This is a genomic window from Cupriavidus necator A5-1, from assembly GCF_000744095.1.
In the GTDB taxonomy this organism is placed as follows: domain Bacteria; phylum Pseudomonadota; class Gammaproteobacteria; order Burkholderiales; family Burkholderiaceae; genus Cupriavidus; species Cupriavidus necator_A.
In genome coordinates, this window is sequence record NZ_JQLI01000003.1 from 18,094 (window position 1) to 36,301 (window position 18,208).

27 protein-coding genes are annotated in these 18,208 nt (G+C 62.4%); all 27 read left to right on the forward strand.

What is annotated here, in order from left to right:
- Positions 1–90 precede the first annotated feature (90 nt).
- The 27 genes from recQ (at position 91) to rplO (ending at position 18,166) form a co-directional block, all read left to right on the forward strand.
- The gene (gene recQ / locus K307_RS21035) at positions 91–1,938 is read left to right on the forward strand and encodes a DNA helicase RecQ (RefSeq protein ID WP_042882518.1); all 1,848 of its coding nucleotides are present in this window, start codon (positions 91–93) and stop codon (positions 1,936–1,938) included.
- A 362-nt stretch (positions 1,939–2,300) separates the two neighbouring features.
- Positions 2,301–2,678 (forward strand): 30S ribosomal protein S12, encoded by a 378-nt coding sequence (gene rpsL, locus K307_RS21040; RefSeq protein ID WP_010810460.1) that lies wholly within the window; start codon positions 2,301–2,303, stop codon positions 2,676–2,678.
- Positions 2,679–2,903: 225 nt separating this feature from the next.
- Positions 2,904–3,374, forward strand: a complete 471-nt coding sequence (gene rpsG / locus K307_RS21045) for a 30S ribosomal protein S7 (protein ID WP_010810459.1) — start codon at positions 2,904–2,906, stop codon at positions 3,372–3,374.
- Positions 3,375–3,491: 117 nt separating this feature from the next.
- Complete coding sequence (gene fusA, locus K307_RS21050) at positions 3,492–5,600, forward strand: elongation factor G (protein ID WP_022536865.1); 2,109 nt, start codon at positions 3,492–3,494, stop codon at positions 5,598–5,600.
- Positions 5,601–5,681: 81 nt separating this feature from the next.
- Positions 5,682–6,872, forward strand: coding sequence for an elongation factor Tu (gene tuf, locus K307_RS21055; RefSeq protein ID WP_022536864.1), 1,191 nt, complete (start codon positions 5,682–5,684; stop codon positions 6,870–6,872).
- Positions 6,873–6,950: 78 nt separating this feature from the next.
- Positions 6,951–7,259 carry a 30S ribosomal protein S10 gene (gene rpsJ / locus K307_RS21060; RefSeq protein ID WP_006160488.1) on the forward strand — a complete coding sequence of 103 codons (309 nt, stop codon included), beginning with the start codon at positions 6,951–6,953 and terminating at the stop codon, positions 7,257–7,259.
- Positions 7,260–7,487: 228 nt separating this feature from the next.
- Positions 7,488–8,717 (forward strand): dienelactone hydrolase family protein, encoded by a 1,230-nt coding sequence (locus K307_RS21065; protein WP_042882523.1) that lies wholly within the window; start codon positions 7,488–7,490, stop codon positions 8,715–8,717.
- A 300-nt stretch (positions 8,718–9,017) separates the two neighbouring features.
- Positions 9,018–9,668, forward strand: coding sequence for a 50S ribosomal protein L3 (rplC, locus tag K307_RS21070; RefSeq protein WP_042882524.1), 651 nt, complete (start codon positions 9,018–9,020; stop codon positions 9,666–9,668).
- A gap of 12 nt (positions 9,669–9,680) precedes the next feature.
- Positions 9,681–10,301 carry a 50S ribosomal protein L4 gene (gene rplD, locus K307_RS21075; RefSeq protein ID WP_022536862.1) on the forward strand — a complete coding sequence of 207 codons (621 nt, stop codon included), beginning with the start codon at positions 9,681–9,683 and terminating at the stop codon, positions 10,299–10,301.
- Entirely contained in the window at positions 10,298–10,612 is a 315-nt protein-coding gene (rplW, locus tag K307_RS21080; RefSeq protein WP_006576245.1) for a 50S ribosomal protein L23, read from the forward strand. Before rplD ends, rplW begins: the two co-directional genes overlap by 4 nt.
- 2 nt (positions 10,613–10,614) lie before the next feature.
- On the forward strand, positions 10,615–11,445 hold the full coding sequence (gene rplB / locus K307_RS21085; RefSeq protein WP_022536861.1) for a 50S ribosomal protein L2: 831 nt from the start codon (positions 10,615–10,617) through the stop codon (positions 11,443–11,445).
- A 22-nt stretch (positions 11,446–11,467) separates the two neighbouring features.
- A complete protein-coding gene (rpsS, locus tag K307_RS21090; RefSeq protein ID WP_010812394.1) occupies positions 11,468–11,743 on the forward strand; it encodes a 30S ribosomal protein S19 in 276 nt (91 codons plus the stop codon).
- Positions 11,744–11,752: 9 nt separating this feature from the next.
- Positions 11,753–12,082 carry a 50S ribosomal protein L22 gene (gene rplV, locus K307_RS21095; RefSeq protein WP_010812393.1) on the forward strand — a complete coding sequence of 110 codons (330 nt, stop codon included), beginning with the start codon at positions 11,753–11,755 and terminating at the stop codon, positions 12,080–12,082.
- Between the two features lie 9 nt (positions 12,083–12,091).
- Entirely contained in the window at positions 12,092–12,892 is an 801-nt protein-coding gene (rpsC, locus tag K307_RS21100; protein WP_022536860.1) for a 30S ribosomal protein S3, read from the forward strand.
- Between the two features lie 2 nt (positions 12,893–12,894).
- Positions 12,895–13,311, forward strand: coding sequence for a 50S ribosomal protein L16 (gene rplP / locus K307_RS21105; protein ID WP_006576240.1), 417 nt, complete (start codon positions 12,895–12,897; stop codon positions 13,309–13,311).
- A gap of 11 nt (positions 13,312–13,322) precedes the next feature.
- Positions 13,323–13,517, forward strand: coding sequence for a 50S ribosomal protein L29 (gene rpmC, locus K307_RS21110; protein WP_010812390.1), 195 nt, complete (start codon positions 13,323–13,325; stop codon positions 13,515–13,517).
- A complete protein-coding gene (rpsQ, locus tag K307_RS21115) occupies positions 13,514–13,792 on the forward strand; it encodes a 30S ribosomal protein S17 (protein ID WP_010812389.1) in 279 nt (92 codons plus the stop codon). The genes rpmC and rpsQ overlap by 4 nt, the downstream gene beginning before the upstream one ends.
- 280 nt (positions 13,793–14,072) lie before the next feature.
- Entirely contained in the window at positions 14,073–14,441 is a 369-nt protein-coding gene (gene rplN, locus K307_RS21120) for a 50S ribosomal protein L14 (protein ID WP_010812388.1), read from the forward strand.
- A 9-nt stretch (positions 14,442–14,450) separates the two neighbouring features.
- The gene (gene rplX / locus K307_RS21125; protein ID WP_010812387.1) at positions 14,451–14,759 is read left to right on the forward strand and encodes a 50S ribosomal protein L24; all 309 of its coding nucleotides are present in this window, start codon (positions 14,451–14,453) and stop codon (positions 14,757–14,759) included.
- A 25-nt stretch (positions 14,760–14,784) separates the two neighbouring features.
- Positions 14,785–15,327 (forward strand): 50S ribosomal protein L5, encoded by a 543-nt coding sequence (gene rplE / locus K307_RS21130; protein WP_010812386.1) that lies wholly within the window; start codon positions 14,785–14,787, stop codon positions 15,325–15,327.
- Positions 15,328–15,336: 9 nt separating this feature from the next.
- Positions 15,337–15,642, forward strand: a complete 306-nt coding sequence (rpsN, locus tag K307_RS21135) for a 30S ribosomal protein S14 (protein WP_042882530.1) — start codon at positions 15,337–15,339, stop codon at positions 15,640–15,642.
- A 27-nt stretch (positions 15,643–15,669) separates the two neighbouring features.
- The gene (gene rpsH, locus K307_RS21140) at positions 15,670–16,065 is read left to right on the forward strand and encodes a 30S ribosomal protein S8 (protein ID WP_010812384.1); all 396 of its coding nucleotides are present in this window, start codon (positions 15,670–15,672) and stop codon (positions 16,063–16,065) included.
- Positions 16,066–16,074: 9 nt separating this feature from the next.
- Positions 16,075–16,608: a 50S ribosomal protein L6 gene (rplF, locus tag K307_RS21145; protein ID WP_042882531.1), complete on the forward strand. Its 534-nt coding sequence runs from the start codon at positions 16,075–16,077 to the stop codon at positions 16,606–16,608.
- 11 nt (positions 16,609–16,619) lie between these two features.
- Complete coding sequence (gene rplR, locus K307_RS21150; RefSeq protein WP_026201241.1) at positions 16,620–16,976, forward strand: 50S ribosomal protein L18; 357 nt, start codon at positions 16,620–16,622, stop codon at positions 16,974–16,976.
- 21 nt (positions 16,977–16,997) lie between these two features.
- On the forward strand, positions 16,998–17,516 hold the full coding sequence (gene rpsE, locus K307_RS21155) for a 30S ribosomal protein S5 (RefSeq protein WP_006160449.1): 519 nt from the start codon (positions 16,998–17,000) through the stop codon (positions 17,514–17,516).
- A 10-nt stretch (positions 17,517–17,526) separates the two neighbouring features.
- A complete protein-coding gene (gene rpmD, locus K307_RS21160; protein WP_010812381.1) occupies positions 17,527–17,709 on the forward strand; it encodes a 50S ribosomal protein L30 in 183 nt (60 codons plus the stop codon).
- A 22-nt stretch (positions 17,710–17,731) separates the two neighbouring features.
- Positions 17,732–18,166: a 50S ribosomal protein L15 gene (rplO, locus tag K307_RS21165; protein WP_012354135.1), complete on the forward strand. Its 435-nt coding sequence runs from the start codon at positions 17,732–17,734 to the stop codon at positions 18,164–18,166.
- The last annotated feature ends 42 nt before the right edge of the window (positions 18,167–18,208 follow it).

Below are 18,208 nucleotides of genomic sequence, written 5' to 3' on the forward strand. Positions count from 1 at the left end.
AAACATCGGACTGTTTGCCCGATGAGCGCGGACAGCGGCTTTCTTAGTGGTATGGTTACGGCTCTTCCGGCTCCAGCATTCCCGTTGTCCATGTCGCACGCACTGGCGATCCTCAAAGATGTATTCGGCTACCACGCCTTCCGCGGGCGCCAGGCCGAGATCATCGACCACGTCGCGATCGGCGGTGACTGCCTGGTGCTGATGCCCACCGGCGGCGGCAAGTCGCTGTGCTACCAGATCCCGGCGCTGTTGCGCCAGCGTGCCGGCGAGGGCGTCGGCATCGTGGTGTCGCCGCTGATCGCGCTGATGCAGGACCAGGTGGCGGCGCTGACCGAAGCGGGCGTGCGCGCCGCGGTGCTCAATTCGACGCTGACCGGTTCGGAGGCATCCGCGGTCGAGCGCGACCTGCTGGCGGGGCGGCTGGAGGTCCTATACGTCGCGCCGGAACGGCTGATGACGCCGCGCTTCCTCGACCTGCTCGAGCGCACGCGCGTGGGGCTGTTCGCCATCGACGAGGCGCACTGTGTGTCCCAGTGGGGCCACGACTTCCGCCCCGAGTACATCCAGCTGTCGGTGCTGCACGAGCGCTTCCCGTACGTGCCGCGCATCGCGCTGACGGCGACGGCCGATGCGCTCACGCGCAACGAGATCGTCGAGCGCCTCGCGTTGCACGACGCGCGCGTCTTTATCTCCAGCTTCGACCGGCCCAATATCCGCTACCGCATCGTCGAGAAGGACAACGCGCGCCAGCAGTTGCTGGCCTTTATCAAGGCCGAGCACACCGCCGCCGACGGCACCCACGACAGCGGCATCATCTACTGCCTGTCGCGCAAGAAGGTGGAAGACACGGCGGAATGGCTGCAGGGGCACGGCATCAATGCGCTTCCGTACCACGCCGGCATGGACGCCGGCACCCGCCAGCGCCACCAGGCGCGTTTTCGCGAGGAGGAAGGGCTGGTGATGGTGGCGACCATCGCCTTCGGCATGGGCATCGACAAGCCGGACGTGCGCTTTGTCGCCCACCTGGACCTGCCCAAGAGTATGGAAGGCTATTACCAGGAAACCGGCCGCGCCGGCCGCGACGGCTTGCCGGCAAATGCCTGGATGGCCTATGGCCTGGGCGACGTGGTGCAGCAGAAGCGCATGATTGACGAGTCCGAGGCGGACGAGGCCTTCAAGCGCGTGTCCTCATCCAAGCTCGATGCGCTGCTCGGCCTGTGCGAGACCGCCGGCTGCCGGCGCGTGCGCATCCTGGCGTATTTCGACGAAACCTCCGAGCCTTGCGGCAATTGCGATACCTGCCTGGAGCCGCCGGCCACCTGGGACGGCACGCGCGAGGCGCAGATGGCGCTGTCATGCGTGTACCGTACCGCGCACGCGAGCCGGGTTCACTTCGGCGCCACGCACCTGATCGACGTGCTGCGCGGCAATGCTTCCGAGAAGATCCGCCAGTGGGGCCATGACAAGGTGTCGACCTTCGGCATCGGCAAGGACCGCTCGGTGCATGAGTGGCATACAGTGTTTCGCCAGCTGATCGCCCAGGGTTTGCTGAGCATCGACCACGGCGGGCACGGCGCGCTGCTGCTCGGCGAAGGCGCGCGGGCGGTGCTCAAGGGCGAGCGGCAGATCATCCTGCGCCGGCAGGCTGCCAAGCCGGGCAAGTCCGGCGAACGGGCCGCGCGCGGGACCCGCACCGATCACACCGCGGACATGGACGCCGACACGCTGGCCAACTGGGAGGCGCTGCGCCGCTGGCGCACCGAGGCCGCACGCGAACACGGCGTGCCGGCCTATGTGATCTTTCACGATGCCACCCTGGCCGAGCTGGCGCGCACCGCGCCAGGTTCCTTGTCGGCGATGCAGGGCATTCCGGGCATTGGTGCCTCCAAGCTGGAGCGCTACGGGCAGTCCATCCTGGACGCGCTGCGCACGGTCTAGCCGGACGGCGCCTGGCGCTGGAGACGGGTCGGCTGGCCGCAAGCGGGTATACGACTTGACGGTATACGCTTCCCCTGCTAGGATGCCAGATTCGAGTTTTTGGCTTTGGATTTCGCTCGCCCGTCGGAGTTGTGGCTTTCACGCCGCTGCCGGCAAGCCTTCCGGACAGATCTTCCTGGACCGGTGGCGGCAGACGCGGGATCCGGGTGCCGGCTCGCGCTCTTTGGCATGCTGTTACCGCACAGTCCCGTCTCCAGAGCGCGTCCGCTCACCTCTCCCGCCCAAAACCCGTAGTTGCCTCTCCATTCCGGTGCATGCCGATGCGAGGGGCGTTTTTCGTAAAAACCAAGCTGGATTGAACAATGCCAACTATCAACCAACTGGTTCGCAAGCCGCGCGTCTCTGAAGTCGTCAAGAGCAAGAGCCCGGCGCTTGAGAACTGCCCGCAGCGTCGCGGCGTGTGCACCCGCGTGTACACCACGACGCCGAAGAAGCCGAACTCGGCACTGCGTAAGGTCGCCAAGGTGCGCCTGACCAACGGTTTCGAAGTCATTTCGTATATCGGCGGTGAAGGCCACAACCTGCAGGAACACTCGGTCGTGCTGATCCGCGGCGGCCGTGTGAAGGATCTGCCGGGTGTGCGTTACCACATCGTCCGTGGCTCGCTCGACCTGCAAGGCGTGAAGGACCGCAAGCAGGCTCGTTCGAAGTACGGCGCGAAGCGTCCGAAGGCAGCCTAAGCTTAAGCAGCCTGGGTCGGAAAGACCCGAAGCAACAAACGATAGCCTGTGGCGCGAGTCATGGTGCTGTCACCAGGCGGCGGTACAACGGAGCGCCTTTTTGGCAACCGTGCCGTCGAGTAAGTGGTCACCCGGCGAATTTGCTGTCTATCGCATGCAAGCTAGTTGGTGGCCGGAGAGCGGGAAAAACTGACCGCGCTCTCAACTGAATCTAAAGGAAAGAAGATGCCACGTCGTCGTGAAGTCCCCAAGCGGGATGTTCTGCCTGATCCGAAGTTCGGCAACGTTGAAGTTGCCAAGTTTATGAACGTGCTGATGCTGGACGGCAAGAAGTCGGTTGCCGAACGTATCGTCTATGGCGCGTTCGACCAGATCGAAAAGAAGGCAGGCAAGGCCCCCATCGAAGTGTTCTCCGTTGCCATCAACAACGTGAAGCCGGTGGTGGAAGTGAAGAGCCGTCGCGTGGGCGGCGCCAACTATCAGGTTCCGGTCGAAGTCCGTCCGTCGCGTCGTCTGGCATTGGCGATGCGTTGGCTGCGCGAGGCCGCGAAGAAACGCAGCGAGAAGTCGATGGCGCTGCGCCTGGCAGGTGAGCTGCTGGAAGCATCGGAAGGCCGTGGCGGCGCAATGAAGAAGCGCGACGAAGTGCACCGCATGGCCGAAGCCAACAAGGCGTTCTCGCATTTCCGCTTCTAAGCGCGCGATAGCGTTTGTTGGTTGCCGGGCGGGCTGTGTTCTTACACATCTCGCCCGTTTGTGTTAGGGGCGCGGGCCATGAGATGCCGGCGCCTCACGGACGAATAGAGGATTAAAGTGGCTCGTAAGACTCCTATTGAGCGCTACCGTAACATCGGTATTTCGGCTCACATTGACGCGGGTAAAACCACCACGACCGAGCGGATCCTGTTCTACACCGGTGTGAACCACAAGATCGGTGAAGTGCATGATGGCGCGGCCACCATGGACTGGATGGAGCAGGAGCAGGAGCGCGGCATCACCATCACGTCTGCTGCGACCACCGCCTTCTGGAAGGGCATGGCCGGCAACTACCCCGAGCATCGCTTCAACATCATCGACACCCCGGGCCACGTGGACTTCACCATCGAGGTGGAGCGTTCCATGCGCGTGCTGGACGGCGCGTGCATGGTGTACTGCGCAGTGGGTGGCGTGCAGCCGCAGTCGGAAACCGTCTGGCGTCAGGCCAACAAGTACGGCGTGCCGCGTCTGGCATTCGTCAACAAGATGGACCGTACCGGCGCGAACTTCTTCAAGGTCTACGACCAGCTGAAGACCCGCCTGAAGGCCAACCCGGTGCCCGTCGTGGTGCCGATCGGCGCTGAAGACGGCTTCCAAGGCGTCGTCGATCTGCTGGAAATGAAGGCGATCATTTGGGACGAAGCCAGCCAGGGCGTGAAGTTCGAATACCGGGACATCCCGGCTGAGCTGCAAGCCACCGCTGACGAATGGCGCGAGAAGATGGTCGAGTCCGCCGCCGAAGCCAGCGAAGAGCTGATGGAAAAGTACCTGGGCGGCGAAGAGCTGACCCGCGCCGAGATCGTCAAGGCGTTGCGTGACCGTACCATCGCCTGCGAAATCCAGCCGATGCTGTGCGGCACCGCGTTCAAGAACAAGGGCGTGCAACGTATGCTCGACGCCGTGATCGACTTCCTGCCGTCGCCGGTCGACATTCCGCCGGTTACGGGCACGGACGAGGACGACAGCGAGAAGAAGCTCGAGCGCAAGGCTGACGACAACGAAAAGTTCTCGGCACTGGCGTTCAAGATCATGACCGACCCGTTCGTTGGTCAGCTGATCTTCTTCCGCGTCTACTCGGGCAAGATCAATTCGGGCGACACCGTGTACAACCCGGTCAAGAGCAAGAAGGAACGCCTCGGCCGTATTCTGCAGATGCATGCCAACCAGCGCGAAGAAATCAAGGAAGTGCTGGCCGGCGACATCGCCGCTGCAGTGGGTCTGAAGGACGCCACCACGGGCGACACGCTGTGCGATCCGGCTGCACCGATCGTGCTCGAGCGCATGGTGTTCCCGGAGCCGGTGATCTCGCAGGCCGTCGAGCCGAAGACCAAGGCTGACCAGGAAAAGATGGGCATCGCCCTGAACCGCCTGGCCGCTGAAGATCCGTCGTTCCGCGTGCGTACCGATGAAGAATCGGGTCAGACCATCATTTCGGGCATGGGCGAGCTCCACCTCGAAATTCTGGTCGACCGCATGAAGCGCGAATTCGGCGTGGAAGCCAACATCGGCGCGCCGCAGGTGGCCTACCGCGAAACCATTCGCAAGACGGCCGAAGGCGTCGAGGGCAAGTTCGTCAAGCAGTCGGGCGGCCGCGGCCAGTACGGTCACGCTGTGATCACGCTGGAACCGCAAGAGCCGGGCAAGGGCTTCGAGTTCATCGACGCCATCAAGGGCGGTGTGATTCCTCGCGAATACATCCCGGCGGTCGAAAAGGGTATCGTCGACACGCTGCCGAACGGCATCCTGGCTGGCTTCCCGGTGGTGGACGTGAAGGTCACGCTGACGTTCGGTTCGTACCACGACGTGGACTCGAACGAAAACGCGTTCCGCATGGCCGGCTCGATGGCTTTCAAGGAAGCCATGCGCAAGGCCAGCCCGGTTCTGCTCGAGCCGATGATGGCCGTGGAAGTGGAAACGCCGGAAGACTACACGGGTACCGTGATGGGCGACCTGTCGTCCCGCCGCGGCATCGTGCAGGGCATGGATGACATGGTGGGCGGTGGCAAGATCATCAAGGCCGAGGTCCCGCTGTCGGAAATGTTCGGTTATTCGACGTCGCTGCGCTCGGCCACGCAAGGCCGCGCCACGTACACCATGGAATTCAAGCATTACGCAGAGGCACCGAAGAACATCGCCGAAGCCGTGATGACGGCCAAGGGCAAGTAATAAGCTGTTTGCCGCCGCACCCCGCGTGGGGCGCGGCGGCGTGATGAATCGACAAGACTGAATTCCATTAGGAGCTGAAAAATGGCAAAGGAAAAGTTCGAGCGGACCAAGCCGCACGTGAACGTTGGTACGATTGGTCACGTTGACCATGGCAAGACCACGCTGACGGCAGCGATCGCCACGGTGCTGGCTGCGAAGTTCGGCGGTGCCGCCAAGAAGTACGACGAAATCGACGCAGCGCCGGAAGAAAAGGCACGCGGTATTACCATCAATACCGCCCACGTCGAGTACGAGACGGCCAACCGCCACTACGCGCACGTTGACTGCCCGGGCCACGCTGACTATGTGAAGAACATGATCACGGGTGCTGCCCAGATGGACGGCGCAATCCTGGTCTGCTCGGCCGCTGACGGCCCGATGCCGCAAACGCGTGAGCACATCCTGCTGGCCCGCCAGGTTGGCGTGCCGTACATCATCGTGTTCCTGAACAAGTGCGACATGGTGGACGACGCTGAACTGCTCGAGCTGGTCGAGATGGAAGTTCGCGAGCTGCTGTCGAAGTACGAGTTCCCCGGCGACGACACCCCGATCATCAAGGGGTCGGCCAAGCTGGCACTGGAAGGCGACAAGGGCGAGCTGGGCGAAGTGGCCATCATGAACCTGGCCGACGCGCTGGACAACTACATCCCGACGCCGGAGCGTGCCGTTGACGGTACCTTCCTGATGCCGGTGGAAGACGTGTTCTCGATCTCGGGTCGCGGCACCGTGGTGACCGGCCGTATCGAGCGCGGCGTGATCAAGGTCGGCGAAGAAATCGAAATCGTCGGTATCCGCCCGACCGTGAAGACCACCTGCACCGGCGTGGAAATGTTCCGCAAGCTGCTGGACCAGGGTCAGGCTGGCGACAACGTCGGTCTGCTGCTGCGCGGCACCAAGCGTGAAGACGTCGAGCGCGGCCAGGTGCTGTGCAAGCCGGGTTCGATCAAGCCGCACACCCACTTCACCGGCGAGGTGTACATCCTGTCGAAGGACGAAGGCGGCCGTCACACCCCGTTCTTCAACAACTACCGCCCGCAGTTCTACTTCCGTACCACCGACGTGACCGGCTCGATCGAGCTGCCGGCGGACAAGGAAATGGTGATGCCGGGTGACAACGTGTCGATCACCGTCAAGCTGATCGCCCCGATCGCCATGGAAGAAGGCCTGCGCTTCGCTATCCGTGAAGGCGGCCGTACCGTCGGCGCCGGCGTCGTGGCAAAGATCCTCGACTAAGCACTTCCTGGGACATGCCCGCGGGCATGTCCCCATTCAACTGGGCATGCTGCCCAATCGCTCTTTTAAGGAAATATCATGCAGAACCAGAAGATCCGTATCCGCCTGAAGGCTTTCGACTATCGCCTGATCGACCAGTCGGCCGCCGAAATCGTGGATACCGCCAAGCGTACCGGTGCGATCGTCAAGGGCCCGGTGCCCCTGCCGACCCGCATCCAGCGCTTCGACATCCTGCGTTCGCCGCACGTCAACAAGACCAGCCGCGATCAGTTCGAGATCCGCACTCACCAGCGCCTGATGGACATCGTCGATCCGACCGACAAGACCGTTGACGCGCTGATGAAGCTCGACCTGCCGGCAGGCGTGGACGTCGAGATCAAGGTGTAATCATGCTTCGGGCCGCGCACGCGGCCTGCTGCAGCGAAACGGCGAACCGATGGTTCGCCGTTTTTGCTTTCAAGGCCTGTATGCTGCCGGTTTTCTCCCCTCTCCCGCGTCGGGAGAGGGGCCGGGGGAGAGGGCAGGCGCTGGCATACCGACGCGCTGCACGTCGCCGATGCTCCGGCCCTCACCTACCAACCGATCCCGACAAGGGACCGACAAGGAGCGCAATCCATGGGCCAGACCATCCAGATCCAGACCCCCGAAGGCAGTTTCAGTGGCTATCTCGCCATCCCGGCGGCAGGCAAGGGCCCGGGCATCGTACTGTGCCAGGAAATCTTCGGCGTCAACGCCACCATGCGCGATGTGGCCGACTACTACGCCGAGGAGGGCTACACGGTGCTGGTGCCGGACCTGTTCTGGCGCATCGCGCCGGGCATCGAGCTGACTGACCGTGGCGAGGATTTCCAGCGTGCGCTCGGCCTGTACCAGCAGTTCGACGAAGCCAAGGGCGTGCAGGACGTGGGCGCGGCGCTCGAGGCGTTGCGGGCCCGGCCGGAATGCGTCGGCCAGACCGGTGTGCTGGGCTTCTGCCTGGGTGGCAAGCTGGCCTACCTGGCGGCCTGCCGGCTGCCTGACGTGGCCTGCGCGGTCGCTTACTACGGCGTCGGCATCGAGCACGCGCTGGGCGAGGCCGGCAACGTGCGCGGCCGGCTGGCGTTGCATATTGCAGAGCGTGACGGCTTCTGCCCGCCGCAGGCGCAGGCCGCGATCCGGGCAGCGCTGGCCGGGCGCGCGACCATCGAGGTGTACGTCTACCCCGGCGTCGACCATGCTTTCGCACGCCTGGGCGGCGAGCACTTCGACAAGCCCTCGGCGCTGATCGCGCACCAGCGCTCGATCGCCGCGCTGCGCCGCGAGATGGGCCCGCACTATGACTTCTCGGCGCTGTGGGACAAGCACTGCGAGTATGAATTCGCCACCCGCGACGTCGATGCCACCATGGCCACGATGGTGCCGCAGCCCTATGTGAACCATATCCCGACCATGACCGGCGGCGTCGGCTATGCGCAGCTTCGGCGCTTCTACCAGCACCACTTCGTGCACAGCAACCCGCCCGACACCACGCTGATCCCGCTGTCGCGCACGGTCGGCGCGACGCAGATCGTCGACGAGATGCTGTTCTGCTTTACCCATACCTGCGAGATCGACTGGATGCTGCCCGGCGTGCCGCCGACCGGCAAGCGCGTGGAGATCCCGCTGATCGCCATCGTCAAGTTCCGCGGCGACAAGCTCTACCACGAGCACATCTACTGGGACCAGGCGAGCGTGCTGGTGCAGATCGGCAAGCTCGACCCGGCGGGTTTGCCGGTGGCGGGTGTCGAGACGGCGCGCAAGCTGCTGGACGAGGCGCTGCCGTCGAACACGCTGATGGAGCGCTGGCAGGCGAGCGCGGACAAGTAAGCGTCAGCGCGAGCCGGCGCGTTGATCGCGACGCGCCGCCTTCAAGCCGTCTTTTGCGCACATCTGCGTGAATCCTGCCTACAACACCCTGCGGCAAATCGCAATTGGATATTGCGCTTCCAAAGCAAGCGCGTTATAGTGTAAGGCTACCCGTGTCTCCGGGTAGTGGGTTGGCCGTTTTGGCCTGGCGCAGTCCTTTTAGCGCAGCCCTTATTCAGCGCAAATGCGGCGCAAATGCGCAAACACAGTTTTCGTGTATCAATCAGCCCCGGCCAATCGCAGCTGGGAATGGAGCAAACCATGAGCCTTGGCCTTGTAGGTCGCAAGGTTGGCATGACCCGTATTTTCACGGACGACGGTGATTCGATTCCCGTTACCGTGGTCGAGGTCGGCGACAACCGCGTGACGCAAATCAAGACGGACGAGACCGACGGTTATACCGCCGTTCAAGTCACCTTCGGCGCACGACGCGCAAGCCGCGTTACCAAGCCGCTGGCGGGTCATCTCGCCAAAGCCGGCGTGGAAGCCGGCGAAATCATCCGCGAATTCCGTATCGATGCAGCCAAGGCTGCCGAACTGCAAGCTGGCGGTTCGCTGTCGGTCGACCTGTTCGAAGTCGGTCAGAAGATCGACGTGCAGGGCGTGACCATCGGTAAGGGCTACGCCGGTACCATCAAGCGCTACCACTTCGCCTCCGGCCGTGCCTCCCACGGTAACTCGCGCTCGCACAACGTGCCGGGCTCGATCGGTATGGCGCAGGATCCGGGCCGTGTGTTCCCGGGCAAGCGCATGACCGGTCACCTGGGCGATGTTACCCGCACCGTGCAGAACCTGGAGATCGCCAAGATCGACGCAGAGCGCAAGCTGCTGCTGGTCAAGGGCGCCATCCCCGGCTCCAAGGGCGGCAAGGTCATCGTCACCCCGGCCGTCAAGGCCAAAGCCAAAGCTTAAGGAGCGCATGTAATGGAACTCAAGCTCCTCCAGGACAATGGCCAGATCGGCGCGGGCGTTGACGCTTCGCCCGAAGTGTTCGGCCGTGACTACAACGAAGCCCTCGTTCACCAGATCGTCGTCGCTTACCAGGCCAACGCTCGCAGCGGTAACCGTAAGCAGAAGGATCGTGAAGAGGTCAAGCACACGACCAAGAAGCCGTGGCGCCAGAAGGGTACGGGCCGTGCTCGTGCCGGTATGTCTTCCTCGCCGCTGTGGCGCGGGGGCGGCCGTATCTTCCCGAATTCGCCGGAAGAGAACTTCAGCCAGAAGGTCAACAAGAAGATGTTCCGTGCCGGCATGCGCTCGATTTACTCGCAGCTCGCACGTGAAGGTCGTATCAACGTGGTGGACGGTTTCACTGTCGACGCGCCCAAGACCAAGCTCTTGGCCGACAAGTTCAAGGCCATGGGCCTGGACTCGGTGCTGATCATCACCGACAGCCTCGACGAAAACCTCTACCTGGCTTCGCGCAACCTGCCGCACGTGGCAGTTGTCGAGCCGCGCCAGGCTGATCCGCTGTCGCTCGTGCACTACAAGAAGGTGCTGGTGACCAAGGCGGCCGTCGCGCAGATCGAGGAGTTGCTGAAATGACGCAAGTAGCCAAGAACGATCATCGTTTGATGCAGGTGCTGCTCGCGCCGGTGGTTTCCGAAAAGGCAACCCTGGTCGCCGACAAGAATGAACAAGTCGTGTTCGAAGTTGCCCGCGATGCCAACAAGGCAGAAGTGAAGGCCGCCGTCGAACTGCTGTTCAAGGTCGAGGTGCAGTCCGTTCAGATCCTGAACCAGAAGGGCAAGCAAAAGCGCTTCGGCCGTTTCATGGGCCGTCGCAACCACGTGAAGAAAGCTTACGTGTCGCTGAAGCCGGGTCAGGAAATCAATTTTGAAGCGGAGGCCAAGTAATCATGGCACTCGTCAAGACCAAGCCGACTTCCCCGGGTCGTCGCTCGATGGTGAAGGTGGTCAACAAGGACCTTCACAAGGGCACCCCGTACGCGCCGCTGCTGGAAAAGCAATTCCAGAAGTCGGGCCGTAACAACAATGGTCATATCACCACCCGCCACAAGGGCGGCGGTCATAAGCACCACTACCGCGTGGTCGACTTCAAGCGCAACGACAAGGACGGCATCCCCGCCAAGGTCGAGCGCCTGGAATACGATCCGAACCGCAGCGCCAACATCGCGCTGATCGTGTTCGCCGACGGCGAGCGTCGCTACATCATCGCCACCAAGGGCATGGTTGCCGGTCAGCAGCTGCTGAACGGTTCGGAAGCGCCGATCAAGGCCGGTAACAACCTGCCGATCCGCAACATTCCGGTTGGTACCACGATCAACAACGTGGAAATGCTGCCGGGCAAGGGTTCGCAGATCGCACGTGCCGCCGGCGGTTCCGCCGTTCTGCTGGCTCGTGAAGGCCTGTACGCCCAGGTTCGCCTGCGCTCCGGTGAAGTGCGTCGCGTGCACATCGAGTGCCGCGCCACCATCGGTGAAGTGGGCAACGAAGAGCACAGCCTGCGCGTCATCGGCAAGGCCGGTGCGACCCGCTGGCGCGGTATCCGCCCGACGGTCCGTGGTGTCGTGATGAACCCGGTCGACCACCCGCACGGTGGTGGTGAAGGCAAGACCGCCGCTGGTCGCGATCCGGTTTCGCCGTGGGGTACCCCGGCCAAGGGTTACCGTACCCGCAGCAACAAGCGCACGGACAGCATGATCGTCCAGAAGCGCCACAAGCGTTAATCGGTAGGTAGGAGCTAAAGATATGACTCGTTCCGCTAAAAAGGGTCCGTTCTGCGACGCCCACCTGCTGAAGAAGGTGGAAGTCGCATCGAGCGGCAAGGACAAGAAGCCCATCAAGACTTGGTCGCGTCGCTCGACCATTCTGCCGGAGTTCATTGGCCTGACGATCGCCGTTCACAACGGCCGTCAACACGTGCCGGTGTACGTTACGGAAAACATGGTTGGCCACAAGCTCGGTGAATTTGCGATTACCCGCACGTTCAAGGGCCACGCGGCTGACAAGAAAGCGAAGAGGTAAGGTGCCATCATGGAAGTGAAAGCGATTCATCGCGGTGCCCGCATCTCCGCCCAGAAGACACGCCTGGTCGCTGACCAGATCCGTGGTCTGCCGATCGAGCGCGCGCTCAATGTCCTGACGTTCAGCCCGAAAAAGGCTGCCGGGATCGTGAAGAAGGTGGTCGAATCGGCCATCGCCAACGCCGAGCACAACGAAGGCGCCGACATCGACGAACTGAAGGTCAAATCGATCTTCGTCGACAAGGCGACCTCGCTCAAGCGTTTCACGGCACGGGCAAAGGGCCGCGGCAACCGCATCGAGAAACAAACTTGTCACATCACTGTGACGCTCGGCAACTAAGGAGTCACGATGGGACAGAAGATTCATCCGACTGGCTTCCGCCTGGCTGTCAGCCGTAACTGGGCTTCGCGCTGGTACGCCAGCAACACGAAGTTCGCCGGCATGCTGAAGGAAGACATCGAAGTTCGGGACTTCCTGAAGAAGAAGCTGAAGAACGCATCGGTTGGCCGCGTCGTCATCGAGCGCCCCGCCCGCAATGCCCGCATCACCATTTACAGCTCGCGTCCGGGCGTGGTGATCGGCAAGAAGGGTGAGGACATCGAACTGCTGAAGGCCGAACTGCAGCGTCGCATGGGCGTGCCCGTGCACGTGAACATCGAGGAAATCCGCAAGCCGGAAACCGATGCTCAGCTGATCGCCGATTCGATCACCCAGCAGCTCGAGCGCCGCATCATGTTCCGCCGCGCTATGAAGCGCGCCATGCAGAACGCGATGCGCCTGGGCGCCCAGGGTATCAAGATCATGAGCGCCGGCCGTCTGAACGGTATCGAAATCGCACGTACCGAGTGGTACCGCGAAGGCCGTGTGCCCCTGCACACCCTGCGCGCCGACATCGACTACGGCTTCTCCGAAGCAGAAACCACCTACGGCATCATCGGTGTCAAGGTGTGGGTCTACAAGGGTGATCACCTCGGCCGCAACGAAGCGCCGGTGGTGGAAGAGCCGCAAGACGACCGTCGTCGTCGCCCGGGTCGTCCGGAAGGCCGCCGCCGTGAAGGCGAAGGCCGCCCGGGTGGCAACCGTCGCGGTGGCGCCGGTGCAGGTGCTGGTCGCCGCGGTGCGCCTGGCGATGCGAAGAGTGGAGAATAACGATGCTGCAACCTAAGCGCAGAAAATACCGCAAGGAGCAGAAAGGCCGCAACACGGGTAAGGCTACCCGTGGTAACGCCGTGTCTTTCGGCGAATTCGGCCTGAAGGCCATGGGCCGCGGCCGTCTGACGGCTCGTCAGATCGAGTCGGCACGTCGTGCGATGACCCGCCACATCAAGCGTGGCGGCCGCATCTGGATCCGGATCTTCCCGGACAAGCCGATCTCGAAGAAGCCCGCCGAAGTCCGTATGGGTAACGGCAAGGGCAATCCGGAATACTACGTGGCTGAAATCCAGCCGGGCAAGATGCTGTACGAAATGGATGGCGTGAGCGAAGAGCTGGCGCGTGAGGCGTTCCGCCTCGCGGCCGCCAAGCTGCCGATCGCCACCAATTTCGTGGTGCGTCAGGTCGGGACGTAAGGAGAGCAGGAATGAAAGCATCCGAACTTCGCGGCAAGGACGCCGCCGGGCTGAACCAGGAGCTCTCCGAGCTGCTGAAGGCCCAATTTAGCCTGCGCATGCAAAAGGCGACCCAACAGCTGCAGAACACCAGCCAGCTGAAGAAGGTCCGCAAGGACATCGCGCGCGTGCAAACCGTGCTGACTCAAAAGGCAAACGCGAAATGACTGAAGCTGCACAAACGGAAAAGTCGCTTCGCCGTACCCTGGTCGGCCGTGTCGTGAGCGACAAGATGGACAAGACCGTTACGGTCTTGGTGGAAAACCGCGTCAAGCATCCCCTGTACGGCAAGTACGTGCTGCGTTCCAAGAAGTACCACGCACACGACGAAGCCAACCAGTACAAGGAAGGCGACAAGGTCGAAATCCAGGAAGGCCGTCCGCTGTCGCGGACCAAGTCCTGGGTGGTTTCCCGGCTGGTAGAGGCTGCACGCGTCATCTAAGAACAACACGTTCTTAGCTTGACTTGCAAGTCCAGGATTATGTAGCTATAATCCTGGACTTCCGCTTTATTGCGTTCGCCTTAGCTGTACCACCCGGGCGGGCCTGTTGAGCGAGCCAGGGCCAGGCGGCCTCGACGATCTGTCGGGATTGCCAGGTTCCTACCGACTTCAAAGTTGATCAACCCAGACGGTGTGCTGGCGCAAGGCCGGAGCCGACGGGACCAAGACTGACCGACGGGCGCTATCGCACCTGGCGGATTAAGTTGGGAAGACAAACACCATGATTCAGACAGAAAGCCGGCTCGAAGTGGCCGATAACACTGGTGCGCGCGAAGTGCTGTGCATCAAGGTGCTGGGTGGCTCCAAGCGCCGCTACGCAAGCGTTGGCGACATCATCAAGGTGACCGTCAAGGACGCAGCGCCGCGCGGTCGCGTGAAGAAGGGCGACATCTACAACGCCGTCGTTGTGCGTACCGCCAAGGGCGTGCGCCGTGCGGACGGTTCGCTGATCAAGTTCGACGGCAATGCCGCCGTCCTGCTGAACAACAAGCTCGAGCCGATCGGCACCCGTATCTTCGGGCCGGTGACTCGTGAACTCCGTACCGAGCGCTTCATGAAGATCGTGTCGCTCGCTCCGGAAGTGCTGTAAGGAGCCGCCATGAACAAGATTCGCAAAGGCGACGAAGTCATCGTGCTGACCGGCAAGGACAAGGGCAAGCGCGGTACCGTGCAAGCCGTGCTTGGCGACAAGGTCGCGGTGCAAGGCGTGAACATCGCCAAGAAGCATGCCCGCCCGAACCCGATGCTGGGCACCACCGGTGGCGTGGTCGACAAGGTCATGCCGCTGCATATTTCCAACGTTGCGCTCGTGGATGCCAATGGCAAGCCGTCGCGCGTCGGCATCAAGGTGGAAGACGGCAAGCGCGTGCGCGTGCTGAAGACCACCGGCGCCGTCGTGGCAGCTTGATTCTGGGCACGTATAGGAGTTGAGCATGGCAGCACGTCTGCAAGAGTTTTACAAAGAACAGGTTGTGCCGAAGCTGATCGAACAGTTCGGCTACAAGTCGGTCATGGAAGTGCCGCGCATCACCAAGATCACCCTGAACATGGGCCTTGGCGAAGCGATCAATGACAAGAAGATCATTGAAAACGCCGTCGGCGACCTGACCAAGATCGCCGGTCAGAAGCCGGTCGTGACGAAGGCCAAGAAGGCTATCGCCGGCTTCAAGATCCGCCAGGGCTACCCCATCGGTGCGATGGTGACCCTGCGCGGCGAGCGCATGTTCGAATTCCTCGATCGTTTCGTCACCGTGGCCCTGCCGCGCGTGCGTGACTTCCGTGGTGTGTCGGGCCGTTCGTTTGACGGTCGTGGCAACTACAACATCGGTGTGAAAGAGCAGATCATTTTCCCCGAAATCGAGTACGACAAGATCGACGCACTGCGTGGTCTGAACATCAGCATCACGACGACGGCAAAGAACGACGAGGAAGCCAAGGCGCTCCTCGGTGCGTTCAAGTTCCCGTTCCGCAATTAAGGGGTAACCGTGGCTAAACTGGCTCTGATTGAACGTGAGAAGAAGCGCGCCAAGCTGGTGGCGAAGTATGCCGCCAAGCGCGCCACCCTCAAGGCCATTATCGACGACCAAGAGAAGTCGGAAGAAGAGCGTTACAGCGCGCGTCTCGAGCTGCAACAGCTCCCGCGCAACGCGAACCCGACTCGCCAGCGTAACCGCTGCGCGATCACCGGTCGTCCCCGCGGTACCTTCCGCAAGTTTGGCCTGGCGCGTAACAAGATCCGCGAAATCGCCTTCAAGGGCGAAATCCCGGGTCTGACGAAAGCCAGCTGGTAATTACGCACAGGCTACAGGAGAAACAGTATGAGCATGAGCGATCCTATCGCCGATATGCTGACGCGCATCCGCAACGCCCAGGGCGTGCAGAAAGCGTCGGTTGTCATGCCGTCGTCGAAGCTGAAAGTGGCAATCGCCAAGGTCCTGAAGGACGAAGGCTACATCGACGACTACGCCGTCCAGGAAGATGGCGGCAAGGCACAACTGAGCATCGGCCTGAAGTACTACGCCGGCCGTCCGGTGATCGAGCGCATTGAGCGCGTCTCGAAGCCCGGCCTGCGCGTGTACAAGGGCCGCAGCGACATCCCCCAAGTGATGAACGGCCTGGGTGTGGCGATCATCTCGACCCCACAGGGTCTGATGACTGACCGCAAGGCACGCGCCACCGGCGTGGGCGGCGAAGTTCTTTGCTACGTCGCTTAAGGAGTAACCATGTCCCGTGTAGGTAAGGCTCCCATCGCGCTGCCCAAAGGCGCGGAAGTGAACGTGGCGGCTGGCGTGCTCTCCGTGAAGGGCCCGCTCGGTACGCTGTCGCAGCCGATTCACAGCCTGGTCAAGGTCAATGTCGAGAACGACACGCTGACCTTCACCCCGGTTGACGAATCGCGTGAAGCAAACGCTCTGCAGGGCACCATGCGTGCTCTGGTGGCCAACATGGTCAAGGGCGTAACCACCGGTTTCGAGCGCAAGCTGAACCTCGTCGGCGTGGGCTATCGTGCCCAGCTGCAAGGCGCTGCGCTGAAGCTCCAGCTTGGTTTCTCGCACGACGTGATCCATGAGATGCCGGAAGGCGTGAAGGCGGAAACGCCGACGCAGACCGAGATCATCATCAAGGGTGCGGACAAGCAGAAAGTCGGTCAGGTTGCCGCGGAAGTTCGCGCGTACCGTCCGCCCGAGCCCTACAAGGGCAAGGGTGTACGCTACTCGAACGAGCGCGTCATCCTGAAGGAAACCAAGAAGAAGTAAGGGGTGCAATGATGAACAAGAAAGACGCTCGTTTGCGCCGTGCACGTCAGACCCGCGCCAAGATCGCGGAGATGAAAGTCAATCGTCTGACCGTGTTCCGTACGAATTCGCATATTTACGCCCAGGTCTTCTCGGAGTGCGGCACCAAGGTGCTGGCTTCGGCTTCGACCGCAGAGGCAGACGTCCGCAAGGAACTGACCGGCAATGGTGCTACCACCGCTGCCGCGACCGCGGTCGGCAAGCGCATCGCCGAAAAGGCGAAGGCTGCCGGCGTGGAAACCGTCGCGTTCGATCGCGCCGGCTTCCGCTTCCACGGTCGCGTGAAGGCACTGGCTGACGCTGCCCGCGAAGCCGGCCTCAAGTTCTAAGCGCACAAAGAGAGATACGTCATGGCAAAGATGCAAGCAAAAGTCCAGCAGGACGAACGCGACGACGGCCTCCGCGAGAAGATGATCTCGGTCAACCGCGTCACCAAGGTGGTGAAGGGCGGCCGGATTCTCGGTTTCGCTGCGCTGACCGTGGTTGGTGACGGCGATGGCCGCATCGGCATGGGCAAGGGCAAGGCCAAGGAAGTGCCCGTCGCCGTTCAGAAGGCAATGGACGAAGCCCGTCGCAAGATGGTCAAGGTCTCGCTGAAGAACGGCACGCTGCAACACGAAGTCGTTGGCAAGCACGGCGCCGCCAAGGTGCTGATGATGCCCGCCAAGGAAGGTACCGGCGTGATCGCCGGCGGCCCGATGCGCGCGATCTTCGAAGTGATGGGCGTCACCAACGTGGTGACCAAGTCGCACGGCTCCACCAACCCGTACAACATGGTTCGCGCCACGCTGGACGGCCTTCAGAAGATGAGCACGCCGGGCGAAATCGCCGCCAAGCGTGGCAAGTCGGTCGAAGACATCCTGGGTTAAGGTGAACGCAATGTCGCAGAAAACCGTAAAAGTGCAACTCGTGCGCAGCCTGATCGGCACGCGCGAGGATCATCGCGCCACCGTTCGTGGCCTGGGCCTGCGCCGCATCAACTCGGTGTCGGAGCTGCAGGACACGCCCGCCGTGCGCGGCATGATCAACAAGGTCTCGTACCTGGTCAAGGTTCTGGCCTGATACCGGGAACTCGGAGAGCAACATGCAACTGAACAACCTGAAACCGGCCGCCGGTTCGAAGCACGCCAAGCGTCGCGTCGGCCGCGGTATCGGCTCCGGCCTGGGCAAGACCGCCGGTCGCGGTCACAAGGGTCAGAAGTCGCGTTCGGGCGGCTTCCACAAGGTGGGCTTCGAAGGCGGCCAGATGCCGCTGTATCGTCGCCTGCCCAAGCGCGGCTTCACCTCGCTGACCAAGGCGTTCACCGCCGAAGTCACGCTGCGTGACATCGAGCGCCTGGAAGCGGCCGAAGTCGACCTGCTGGTCCTGAAGCAGGCTGGCCTGGTCGGCGACCTGGTCAAGAGCGCCAAGGTCATCAAGGCCGGCGAGCTGACCCGCAAGGTGACGATCAAGGGTCTGGGCGCCACCGCTGGCGCCAAGGCCGCGATCGAAGCCGCCGGCGGCCAGATCGCAGCCTGATACGGCATTTATCGCAGCATAGGCAGTTATAGTCGGAGCATC